This window comes from Streptomyces sp. NPDC060184, assembly GCF_042728795.1.
Taxonomy (GTDB): Bacteria; Actinomycetota; Actinomycetes; order Streptomycetales; family Streptomycetaceae; genus Streptomyces.
Genome location: NZ_JBHWYX010000059.1, coordinates 8,076 through 19,619, shown reverse-complemented (window position 1 = coordinate 19,619; position 11,544 = coordinate 8,076). Strand labels below are relative to the sequence as shown.

At 72.4% G+C, this 11,544-nt stretch carries 9 protein-coding genes; 4 read left to right on the top strand and 5 right to left on the bottom strand.

Going from position 1 to position 11,544, the window contains the following annotated elements:
• The first annotated feature begins 130 nt into the window (after nucleotides 1–130).
• A complete protein-coding gene (locus tag ACFWEE_RS29185; RefSeq protein ID WP_386893594.1) occupies nucleotides 131–853 on the top strand; it encodes an alpha/beta hydrolase family protein in 723 nt (240 codons plus the stop codon).
• Between the two features lie 120 nt (nucleotides 854–973).
• Here the strand turns inward: ACFWEE_RS29185 and ACFWEE_RS29180 are convergent, their stop codons facing one another.
• The 4 genes from ACFWEE_RS29180 to ACFWEE_RS29165 all read right to left on the bottom strand — a co-directional run bounded on the left by ACFWEE_RS29180 (nucleotide 974) and on the right by ACFWEE_RS29165 (nucleotide 5,630).
• Entirely contained in the window at nucleotides 974–3,004 is a 2,031-nt protein-coding gene (locus tag ACFWEE_RS29180) for an acyl-CoA dehydrogenase family protein (RefSeq protein ID WP_386893592.1), read from the bottom strand.
• Nucleotides 3,005–3,163: 159 nt separating this feature from the next.
• Entirely contained in the window at nucleotides 3,164–4,843 is a 1,680-nt protein-coding gene (locus ACFWEE_RS29175; RefSeq protein ID WP_386893590.1) for a hypothetical protein, read from the bottom strand.
• Nucleotides 4,844–4,992: 149 nt separating this feature from the next.
• Entirely contained in the window at nucleotides 4,993–5,313 is a 321-nt protein-coding gene (locus ACFWEE_RS29170; protein WP_386893588.1) for a hypothetical protein, read from the bottom strand.
• Nucleotides 5,313–5,630: a hypothetical protein gene (locus tag ACFWEE_RS29165; protein ID WP_386893586.1), complete on the bottom strand. Its 318-nt coding sequence runs from the start codon at nucleotides 5,628–5,630 to the stop codon at nucleotides 5,313–5,315. Before ACFWEE_RS29165 ends, ACFWEE_RS29170 begins: the two co-directional genes overlap by 1 nt.
• A gap of 222 nt (nucleotides 5,631–5,852) precedes the next feature.
• On the opposite strand from ACFWEE_RS29165, the gene ACFWEE_RS29160 reads away from it, so the two are divergent.
• The 3 genes from ACFWEE_RS29160 to ACFWEE_RS29150 are packed head-to-tail and all read left to right on the top strand — an operon-like array spanning nucleotide 5,853 to nucleotide 9,095.
• Nucleotides 5,853–6,743, top strand: coding sequence for an alkaline phosphatase family protein (locus ACFWEE_RS29160; protein ID WP_386893584.1), 891 nt, complete (start codon nucleotides 5,853–5,855; stop codon nucleotides 6,741–6,743).
• Between the two features lies 1 nt (nucleotide 6,744).
• Complete coding sequence (locus tag ACFWEE_RS29155) at nucleotides 6,745–8,079, top strand: MFS transporter (protein WP_386893582.1); 1,335 nt, start codon at nucleotides 6,745–6,747, stop codon at nucleotides 8,077–8,079.
• On the top strand, nucleotides 8,076–9,095 hold the full coding sequence (locus ACFWEE_RS29150) for a TolB family protein (RefSeq protein ID WP_386893580.1): 1,020 nt from the start codon (nucleotides 8,076–8,078) through the stop codon (nucleotides 9,093–9,095). Before ACFWEE_RS29155 ends, ACFWEE_RS29150 begins: the two co-directional genes overlap by 4 nt.
• A gap of 121 nt (nucleotides 9,096–9,216) precedes the next feature.
• Here ACFWEE_RS29150 and ACFWEE_RS29145 read toward each other — a convergent pair whose 3' ends face one another.
• The gene (locus ACFWEE_RS29145) at nucleotides 9,217–11,091 is read right to left on the bottom strand and encodes a CocE/NonD family hydrolase (RefSeq protein WP_386893578.1); all 1,875 of its coding nucleotides are present in this window, start codon (nucleotides 11,089–11,091) and stop codon (nucleotides 9,217–9,219) included.
• Nucleotides 11,092–11,544 lie beyond the last annotated feature (453 nt).

Below are 11,544 nucleotides of genomic sequence, written 5' to 3'. Positions count from 1 at the left end.
CCGTTGAGACTTTCCCCGTACGGAGCCGGGCTCTCCGCCCGCCCCGCGCGAAGAGCCCGGCCGCACCCACCGACGTCGGGCGGCGTACCTCTGTGCGGCGGCCCGGACGAACCGGAAGAAGGAGAAGAGCATGGCGACGTTTGTCCTGGTTCCCGGTGGCTGGCACGGCTCCTGGTCGTTCGAGGCGGTGGTTCCGCTGCTGGAGCGCGCCGGTCACGCCGTTCACGCCCTGACCCTGACCGGCCTCCGCCCGGACGACGGCATCGCGACGGTCGCGTCCGCCAATCTCGACACGCACGCCGACGACGTGCTGCGGCTCCTCGACCGCACCCACGCGCGCGAGGCGACGCTGGTCGGCCACAGCTACGGCGGGATGGTGATCGCCGCCGCCGCGGACCGCGCCGGCGGCCGGGTCTCGCGTCTCGTGCATCTCGACGCCTACGTACCGCGCGAGGGCGATTCGTGCTGGTCCTCGACGACCGGGCGCTACCGCGCGGCGTTCGCCGCCGGGGCCGCGGACACCGGCTATGCCGTCCGGCCGCCGGCCGGCGGCGATTCCCGCCGTCGCCCCCATCCCCTGGCCTCCTTCGTGCAGGCGTTCCAGCCCCGCACCGGCGCACCGGCCCGGGTGTCGCGGCGGGAGTTCGTCTACTGCTCGGGATGGGAGGACCGGACGCCGTTCGCCGGCGTCCGCGACAGGCTCCTGGCCGACCCCGAGTGGCAGGTGCACGCCCTCGCGACCGGACACGACGCGATGCACGAGGCCCCGGGCGCTGTCGCCGCGCTGCTGCTCGGCGACAGCGTCCCGACCGCACCGGCGCACGGACGGCATCCGCGGGACAGGCGGGGGTGAGGGCATACGGGGCCCGGTCCGGGACCGAGGTGCCGGACCGGGCCTCCGACGCCGTCCGCCGTCGTCCGCCGTGGGCGTCCGGGGGCGTCCGTGGGCGTCCGGCGCGACCCGCCCCCGGTCTCAGCCCACCAGATCCGGCGCGCGCAGCATCTCGGACGGGATTCCCCAGGCGTCGACGAGGCCGGCCGCGAGGGGGCGGACCCTGCGGCAGAGTTCGTTCACCTCGCGGCTGATCGCCTTGGAGCGCTGGACGGTCAGCCGGCCGTGCTCCATGAACCAGGCGCGGTCCGCCTCGATGGTGGACAGGGCGAACAGGTCGCACAGGAGCCCCAGCGCGGCCTTGTTGCCGCTCTCGGGCAGCGTACGCACCCGGTCGACGAACGCCTCCAGCACCAGCCGTTCGACGTGGGCGCGGGCGAGCGCGATCACGTGGTCCTGGACCCGTGAGAAGACGGCGCCGGGGTTGTGCTCCTGGTCGATGCCGCGCTTGAGCCTGCGTGCCACACCGGCGAGCATGTGCTCCTCGCGGTAGCGGAGCATGGCGAGTTGGTACTCGGGGTCGAGGAGGCCCGCCTCCCGGTCCCACGCGTCACCACCGGGCAGCAGGTCGCGGACACGTTCGAGCAGTTTGTGGGCGGACGTCTTCTCCAGCACCGTCTCGACGGCGAGGCCGGTCACGTGGCGGACCAGGCCGAGCTGGTCCAGGTCCCCGAACTCGCTCGCGTAGTGCGTGAGCAGGCCCTTCGCCACGAGTTGCAGCAGCACGTGGTTGTCGCCCTCGAACGTGGTGAAGACGTCGCTGTCGCTCTTGAGGGCGGCGAACCGGTTGACGGTGAGGTACCCGGCGCCGCCGCACGCCTCGCGGCACTCCTGGATGACCCGGGTGGCATGCCAGGTGCCGAGGGCCTTGGTCCCGGCGGCGCGCGATTCGAGCAGGCGCCGTGCGTGGGGGTCGCCCTCGATGCCGGAGAAGACCTCGTGCAGCTGGCTCCGTACGACGTCCTGCGCGAAGTGCAGCGCGTACGTGCGCGCGAGGAGCGGCAGCAAGCGGCGCTGGTGCAGACCGTAGTCGAGGAGGAGCTGCTCCTCCCCCGGGTCCGTCTTCGGGTCCTCCCCCGGGGACGCGTCCGGGTCCGTCTTCGGGGACGCGTCCGGGGGTGCGTCCGGGGACGCCGCGAACTGCCGTCGCCGTTCGGCGTACGTGACGGCGATCGCGAGGGCGACCTTGGCCGCGTTGATGGCGGCGCCGCCGACGCTGACCCGGCCCTGCACCAGGGTGCCGAGCATGGTGAAGAAGCGCCGGCCGGGGCTCTCGATCGCGCTCTCGTAGACACCGTCGGCGGTGACGTCGGCGAACCGGTTGAGCAGCGCCTCGCGCGGTACCCGCACGCCGTCGAACCACATGCGCCCGTTGTCCACGCCGTTGAGACCCATCTTGCGGCCGTCGTCCTCGATCCGGACGCCGGGCACGACGTCGCCGCCGCGCCGGATCGGTACGACGAACGCGTGCACCCCCTCGGACTTCCCGGCCACCTCCAGCTGGGCGAACACGACCGCCAGTTCGGCGTGGCGGGCCGCGTTGCCGATGTAGTCCTTGCGGGCCCCGTCGCCCGGGGTGGTCATGACGAATTCCTGCGCTGCGGGGTCGTACCTCGCGAGGGTGCCGAGAGCCTGGACGTTGGAGCCGTGGCCGCTCTCGGTCATCGCGAAGCAGCCCATCAGCCGTCCGGTGATGAGGCCGGGCAGATAGGCGTCGTGGTGGCGTGCGGTGCCCAGCTGCAGGATCGCGCCTCCGAAGAGCCCGAACTGGACGCCGACCTTCACCAGCACCGACAGGTCGCCGAAGGCGAGCGTCTCGAACGCGGCGATCGAGGCTCCGATGTCGCCGCCCCCGCCGTACTCGACAGGGAAGCCCATGCCGGTCTGGCCGGTCGCGGCCATGTCGACGACGAGCTCGCGCACCCGCTCACGGAACGCGTCGACGCCGAGTTCATCGGCCTCGTCGAGGACGGAGGCATGGGTCACCAGGTTGGTCCGGACGAGGTCGCGGATCTCGGCGTACTCGCCGTCGAGCAGCCCGGTCAGTGCCTGGACGTCGACCTCGGGCGGCACGTGACCGGTGGCGGGGGTGGATGCGTTGTCGGTGGTCATGGCATCTCGCTACCCCGGCTTCGGACGGTCAAGCGGTCGGCGCTCCCGGTGTCCGGTCGCTCCGGGCACGCCCGGACCGGCGGCTGTCACCGCGCGCGGCCGGGGCCGTCCGACCGGCCGCGCGCGCAGTGGCCCGCTCAGGGCTCGGCCGGCACTCGCTCAGTGCCGGCCGCCCGCCCCGGTCGCCGTCACCGTGACGGCGGCGAACTTCGCCTTCCCGGTGCCGGCGCTGCTCTGCAGACCGACATAGCCGGCGGCGGGGATGAGCGTGGGGTCGACGACGGAGAGCACGAGGCGGTCGTCGTCGTAGAGGTCCAGCCGCGAGCCGGTGAGAGCGAACCGCAGTCGGTACGTCCGGCCCACCTCGATCTCGGAGGCGGCACCGGTACCGGCGAGCCTGGTGTTCGCCCCGCCCTCCATCACGCCGATGGCGTACTTGTTCCCCCAGGACGCGATCCCGGCGTAGTAGTAGGTGTCACGGCCGGTCGCGCGGGCGAGGAGGACGGTGTCGCGGTCGCCGACGGCCTCGCCCAGCGGGGTGACCGACGCCGACACCGCGTAGTCCAGGGCGTGGATGAGCTGATTGCCCTGGAGTGTCTGGGGCTGTCCGGACGGGGCGTTGCCCAGGGACACCGCTCCCCCGTCGCGCACCTCGAACGACGCGCCGTTCGGTACGGACCAGGCCTGGGTCATGGACCATTTCGCCGGGTCGACGATCTCCAGCCCCTTCTTCCACACGGCCAGGTTGATGGTCTCGTTCCACCCGGGGCGGTTGTTCTTGGCGTTGTAGTACATGTACGGGGTGGACCGGTGGTCCACCACGAACTGGCGGTAGATCATCCCGTCCTCGGGGCCGCCCGCGACCCCGAGGTCGATCTCCATGGCGCCGCGGTCGAGCTGCCAGCTGATGCCGTCGCGGGAGGTGAGCCTGCCGCCGCGGGACGGATAGTCGGCCTGCCAGCCGACGACCCGGGTCTCGTAGCCGCCGCCCGCCAGTTTGCGCACGTTGGGACCGCCGACCCCGAGGGAGGCCCAACCGCCGTCGCCCATCGGGCGCATGACCGGGTTGGCCGGGTGCTTCGTCCAGGGACCGGCGGGGTTCGCCGCGGTCGCGTAGCAGATGTACCGGGGTTCGCCGCCTGCCGAGGCGATCTTCCCCGCCGTGTACCACATCTTCCATATGCGGTCCGAAGCGTCGTACATCAGCGAGGAGTTGTAGATGTAGCGGTCCTCCCACGGCATGGTCGAGGTGAGCACGACGCCGTGCTTCGTCCAGGGTCCGCCCGGGGCGCTCGCGCTGGCGTAGTGGATCTGGCCGTTGCCGTCGTCGGCGACACCGAAGTAGGTCATGTGCCAGACCCCGCCCTGGAGGACGACGCTCGGCTGGTTGAGCGCGACGGTCTCGGAGGGCAGGGTCGGGGTCAGGACGGGGTCGGCGGCCTTGGTCCAGTGCAGGCCGTCGTCGCTGGTGGCGTAGCCCACCGCGTGCAGGGAGCCGTACCAGAGCTTGAAGAGCGGTCCGCCGCCCTGGCCGTAGACCAGGCACGGATCCTGGAGCAGTGAACTCTCCCAGGGCAGCGACTGCTTCATCACCACGCCGTACCGCTGCCAGCCCGCGACGGGTGCGAAGTCATCGCTCAGCAGTACGGTCCCGGGGGCGTGCGCGTGCGCTCCGGCGCCGGTGTGTCCCGGTTCCTCGCCGGTGGTGCGCCCGGCCGCCTCCGCCCCCGTGGCGGGCAGCGCGCCCAGCAGGGCGCCGCCCGCCACGGCTCCCGCGCCTCGGGTGAGGAAACCGCGTCTGCCGACGCCACCGCCGCCGTTTCCGGTACGGACCGTCATCTCGTTCTCCTGACATCGTTGTCGGTGCTCGGACCTGCGGGTCCCGAGGTGATCAAGTCCTCAGGATCGCACGGCGGTCACCGATGGTCGATGGTCAGGAACATTGCGTTGTGGGCGAGTTGACGCGCGGCGGTACCGACCATCGGGCGTCAGCAGAACCAGCCGTTCTGGACCCAGCCCCGGCGGTTGATGTCGCCGTAGGCGAAGCCGTGGACCCAGGTACCGCCGGCTTCCTCCACGAGAAAGGTCTGCCCCCGGTACAGGGTGCCCATCCAGGCCCCGTTGGGGGCCGTGACCCGGACGAAGAGGTCCTCGGCGCAGACGGTCTCGCGCTGCCCGGCGGTGCCGTCGGCAGCCGCGGCGGGGCCTGCGGCCAGGGTCCCGGCCACGGCGGCGACGGCCAGGACAAGGGCCGCGCGCCTGCCTCCGCGGGGCACGGGGCGCCCTCCGGGGGCGCGGGTCACGGACATCACCATGATCCGTAACCGCCCAGGCACTCCTGCCGGACGAAACCCCAGTCATTGGGGCCGAAGTCGAAGGTGGCCGCCCAGCCGTTGTAGACGGGGTGGGCTCCGCGCGTGTGTCCGACCTTGTCGCCCCGCCCGAGGACCCGCTTCAGCCCGGCCGGTCCCAAGGAGCTGTCGTAGTTGGCGTAGAAGCCGGCGCTGTCGCAGACGATGACGGCGTGGTCCGGAACGGTCGGTTCGGCCTGCGCCGATCCGGCGGCGATCAGGGCGAGGGCGGCGGCCAGGGGCAGCACCAGACCCTGCAGTCGTGTCGAGGCCATGACAATCATGATGGTCCGCCACCGCCTCCCTGTCGAGAGGGCCCCGCACCGCGACCTCGCCGGGCGGCGTCCGCGCACCGGGGCCGGGCGCACCGGAACGCACAGTTCACCCGCTCTTCATGACTCCACCGACGCGGAGCGCCCCAGATGATTCTTGGCGTGAGCATGCTCTGCCCTGCACCGCCGCCCGTACCCTTCCCGACTCCCCCAACGGAGGCCCCCGTGCTCGGCAGATCCGTGTTCCGCCGCAGTCGCACCGCCCTCACCTGCGCCGTCGCCCTCACCGCCGTGGCCGCCGCCGGCTTGTGGACCGGCATCGGCGGCTCCTCGTCCGCGCAGGCCGCGGCCAGTGTGCCCACCCCCGACCACGTGATCGTCGTCGTCTTCGAGAACCACGGTTACAGCCAGGTCATCGGCTCGTCGAGCGCCCCGTACATCAACTCGCTGAAGACCGGCGGCGCCAACCTCACCGCCTCGTACGCCGAGACCCACCCCAGCCAGCCCAACTACTTCGCCCTGTTCTCCGGCTCCACCCAGGGCATCACGGACGACAGCTGCTACACCCCCGGCTTCTCCGGCAACGCCAACCTCGCGTCCGAGCTGATCGCGGCCGGCAAGACCTGGGCGAGCTACAACGAGACGCTGCCGAGCCAGGGTTCGACCACCTGCAGCAGCGGCAACTACGCCCGCAAGCACAACCCGTGGTTCGGGTTCAGCAACGTCCCCACCTCGTCCGCGTACACGTTCCAGCAGTTCCCCACCGACTACACGAAGCTGCCGCAGGTCTCCTTCGTCGTCCCGAACCTGTGCAGCGACATGCACGACTGCTCGGTGTCCAGCGGTGACACCTGGCTGAAGAACAACCTCGGCGCGTACGCGACCTGGGCCAAGACGCACAACAGCCTGCTCGTCGTCACCTTCGACGAGGACAACCGGCTCAGCGGCAACCGCATCCCGACGGTCCTCTACGGCCAGCAGGTGACCGCGGGCGCCACCTCCGCCACCACCTACAACCACTACGACCTCCTGCGCACGCTGGAGGACATGCACGGCCTCGGGCACGCGGGCAACGCCGCGACCGCCAAGGACATCACCGGGATCTGGACGTCCTGACATGTATGTAGCGGACAGCCGCGCCACCCGTGCGGGGTCCGCCGAACGCGCCGCCGGGCCGGGCGAGGAGCCGGCCCGGCGGCGCGTGGCGGTCGCCCCCACCGTGCTGGCGCTGGGCACGGTCAGTCTGATCACCGACGTGTCCTCCGAGATGGTGACGGCGGTCCTGCCGCTCTATCTGGTGGCGGGACTCGGCCTCAGCCCCCTCGGCTTCGGGCTCCTCGACGGCGTCTACAACGGGTTCTCCGCCCTGGTACGGCTCGTCGGCGGCCACTTCGCCGACCGGGGAGGCGGGCGCCACAAGCTCGTCGCCGTCTTCGGCTACGGCGTCTCGGCGCTCTGCAAACCGCTCCTCCTGATGGTCCACACCCTCACGCCCATCGGTCTCGTGCTGGCGGCCGACCGCACCGGCAAGGGGCTGCGCACGGCGCCGCGGGACGCGATGATCTCCCTGTCGTCGCCTCCGGAGGCCCGCGGACGCGCCTTCGGCGTGCACCGCGCGATGGACACCGCGGGCGCCCTGCTCGGGCCGTTCGCCGCGTTCCTGATCCTGCGCGCCACGGTCGACGGATACGACGCGGTGTTCACCGTGAGCTTCTGCGTCGCGGTGGCGGGCGTACTGGTCCTGGTGCTGTTCGTCCCCTCCAGGCCCCTCGCACCGTCCAAGCCCCAAGCCCCCTCCGCGGCCCCCGCGCCCTCCGGGACCGGCACCCCTCGCGCGGCGGAGACGGCCGGGCACCCCCGCCCCACCCTGCGCGCGGCCCTCGCGCTGCTGCGGCACCGCAGGATCCGGCGCATCGCCGTCTGCGCGCTGCTGCTGGGCCTCGCGACCGTGAGCGACTCGTTCGTCTACCTGCTGCTCCAGCACCGTCTCGGAGTGCCCGACCGCTGGTTCGCCCTGATGCCGGTCGGGACCGCCGCGGCGTTCCTGCTTCTCGCCCTGCCCCTGGGGCGGCTCGCGGACCGGGTCGGTGCGTGGCAGGTGTTCCTCGCCGGGCACGTCGCGCTGCTCGGGGCGTACGGGCTGCTGCTCTCGTCGTGGCACGGGGCGGCGCTCCCGTACGTGGTGCTCGTCCTCCACGGCGCCTTCTACGCGGCCACGGACGGGGTCCTGATGGCGGCGGCCTCGCAGAGCGTGCCCGAGGAACTGCGCTCCTCCGGCCTCGCCCTGATCCAGACCGGACAGGCCTTCGCCCGGTTCGCCTGCTCGCTGGCCTTCGGCGCGGCCTGGACCGCGTGGGGCGACCGTACCGCGCTGCTCGCGGCGGCCGTCGCGCTCGCCGTGTGCGCCGCGTTCTCGCTCCGTATCGGCCCGACCGTGAAGGTTTCCGCATGACGCGCCTGCGCACCAGACTGCTCGTCCTCGTCTGCGCGGTCACCGTGCTGGCGGTCGTCGCCGCCGCCTCGGTGCTGCACGCCGCGGCCAGGTCCGACCGGCTCGACGTGGCGACGCCCGGCGGGCCCGCCGTCGCGGCCGGCCGGATCACGCTCACGGACCGGCACCGGATCGTCTTCCGGAACATGGCGTGGGGTCCGCACCGCGACGAGCTGACGACCGTCCCGGTGGCGGCGCCCGCCGGGGCCCGTACCGCCTCGGGCGTCAAGTGCCTCCGCTTCTACGCCGCTTCGGGCACCGGAGTCTGCCTCCAGGCGGTGCACGGGGCGCTCCAGGACACCTACCGGGCCACGATCCTCGACCGGAGCCTGAAGGAGCAGGCGCACTACGCGGTCCCCGGCATCCCGTCCCGCGCCCGTGTCTCCCCGAGCGGACGGCTGGCCACCTGGACGGTATTCGTGGGGGGTGACAGCTACGCGGGCACGAACTTCTCCACCCGCGCCGCGATCCTCGACACCCGCACCGGCGAGCTCGTCCCGAGCCTGGAGGAGTTCGCGATCCGCAAGGACGGCCGGTCCTACCGGGCCGCCGACGTCAACTTCTGGGGCGTCACCTTCGCCGCGGACGACCGGCACTTCTACGCGACGCTCGCGACGAAGGGCCGTACGTACCTGGTCCGGGGCGATCTCCAGGAACGTACGCTCACGACCCTGCGGACCAATGTGGAGTGCCCCTCGCTCTCCCCCGACGGCACCCGCATCGCCTACAAGAGCCGGGACGAGGGGCTGCCCGCCGACGCCCCCTGGCGCCTGCACGTCCTGGACCTGAGCACGCTCGCGGACCACCCGCTCGCCGAGACCCGCAGCGTGGACGACCAGGCGGTCTGGAAGGACGACACCACCGTGACCTACGCGCTGCCGGGCGACTTCGGCGCCGATCTCTACGAGGTACCGGCCGACGGCTCGGGCCGCCCGCACCCCGTGCTGACCGCGGCGGTGTCCCCGGCCTACCTGTGACACGGGACGGCGGGAGGGATGCCTTGTTCGGGGCCTCCCTCCCGCCGTCCCCACCGAGTGGTGACCCGGCTCGGTGGTGTCCGGCGGATCAAGGCCGGACACCACCTGGGCGGGACTCGGCTCAGCGCCCCGTCTTCAGCCGGAACGAGCCCTCCGCCGAGGGGAGTTGCACCGTGTACTGGCGCAGATAGGTGTCGAGGAACGGCGAGCGGGCGCCCTCCGTCGCGACGTCGTCCGCCGGGTCGTCCAGCGCCAGGGCGAGCCGGGCGTCCTTCACCTCGATCGTCTCGCCGGAGGGGGTGTCCCGCCACGAACCGGTCTGGATGGAGCCGATCTCCACGGCCAGGACGTGTCCGGCCGCCAGCGTCCAGTCGGTGGCCTTGAGGTCGACGGTCAGCCGGCCCGTGTCCACCAGCGACACCTGCTCGTCGAACATGACGGCCTTGCCGTCCGGGGCGACGTCGTACAGCTTCACCATGACGTTGCCCTTGCCCTTCGCCCTCAGCGAGAGCTTCGGGGTGGAGGTGAGGCGTACGGGCTTCGCGACCGGTTCGGACCGGACGAAGAAGCTGGACGTCACCTCACCGGCGGCCTGCAGCCCGGCCGCTTCGGCGGCCAGTGTCTTCGGCGCCGCCGGGTCCAGGGCGGGGGCGCTCTCCAGGTCCCACGCGCCGGACGGCTGCGCGGCGGACCGCAGCGCAGGGCCGCCGTCCAGGGCAGCCGCCCCGCGTGCCGACGCGCCGCCGTCGTCCACGTAGGCTCCGCCGCCGAGGGCGATGTTCACCGTCCGGGACTCGCCGGGCCAGGTGCGCTGGGCACGCCAGGCGCCCGTGGAGTCCTCCACGGAGTAGGCGGGGTACGAGACGGTGGGCCGCTTGCCCTTGAGGTACTGGTCGTAGAAGGAGAGGGTCTCGTCGTACCACCCTTCACGTCCCATGGCGAGGCGGCCGTCGGCGGTGCGGTCGCCGCCGCGGACGTGTTCCCACTGGCCGAGCCAGCCCCGCTCGGGGCCCTTGTGGTTGTCGAGGTACTCCTCGATCTCCTCGGGCTTGGTGTTGTTCTCGATGAAGCCCTGGGTGACGAAGAGCGGGGTGTCGGTGCCCTTGGCCTTCTTCGCCAGGTCGCGGGCCGTCCAGTAGCTGCCGTGCTGATCGGTCGTCAGATAGCCCGCGGAGTTCTGGGTGAGACACTCCGGGTGGGCCTGCTCGTACGCCGCGTTGGCCCGGTAGTGGGCGTCGTCGTCCGCCAGCGCGTCGAGAGTGGCTATGGAGTTGTAGGCGTTGGCGGTGCCGGTGACGTTGGGGCGGGGAACTCCGTTGGAGTAGATGTACTGGTACATGTCCCAGACCGGCTCCTGAGCGACGACGGCCTTCAGCGCGCGCTGGTCGAGGTCGTTGCCGATGAGGCCGGTGGCCGCGTCGTAGGACTTCCCGTACATGCCCACGGATCCGGTGGACCACGGCTGGCCGGCCGCCCAGTCGACGGCGGCGCGGACGTCGGCCTGTTCACCGGGGCCCGCCCAGTCGAGGCAGCCGGTGGAGCCGCCGAACCCGCGCAGGTCCACCATGACGAAGGCGTAGCCGTGGGCGAACAGGTCCGTGCCTTCGATGAAGTCCTGGAAGCGCGAGGAGGGGCCGGTGTGGCTCCAGCCCTCGGGGTCGGTCTGCCCGGAGTGCCCGAAGTAGGGCCCGACCGACAGGATGACCGGGACGTGCGCGCCCTTCGGCAGTCCCTCGGGCAGCAGGACGTCCGCGTGGAGTTCGGTGCCGGAGTGGTCCGACGAGGGGAAGTACCGCTGTGTCCAGACGGCGCCCTCGGGAACGCGGTCGTTCTGCTCGTGGGTGACGCCGTCGGATGCGGCGGCGGTGGGGGCGCCGGTCGCGGCAGCGGGCGTGGCCGCCGCGGCGAGTGTGACGGGACCGGCGAAGGCGCCGGTCAGGGCGAGGGTGGTGACGAGGACCGAGGCTGCAAGGACTGACGCTCGACGTGCTCTCACATGCTCCTCCGGTGGGGTGGTGAGCCATGACGCAGGTGATGCCGATCGCTGCCGGCCCCCGTCCCCCTGCCCGGAGCGCGCCACGGCGCGCGGCACGCACCCCGACAGTCGCGAACATGTCAAAGAGCCGACGGCGAGTGAGCCTATGATCATCGCCTGCGGGGATCAACGCCTTGGTGTGTACATCTTGTTACCGATGCGCGGGCGAAGGGTTCCCCCGGCGGCTCGCGGCGAAGAGCCGCCACCCTGCGGACGAGCGCACCACCGGAGCCCTCCCCGGCGCACGCGAGAGGCGCGGAGCCCTCCCTCCCCGGCGCACGCGAGAGGCGGGGGGGGGCGGGACGCCCCCCCCCCCCCCCCCCGCCCCCCCCCCCCCCGGCCCCCCCCCCCCCGGGGGCCCCCCCCCGGGGGGCCGCCGGCGGCGACGAGGGCGCCCCCCCAGGGGGTGTGAAG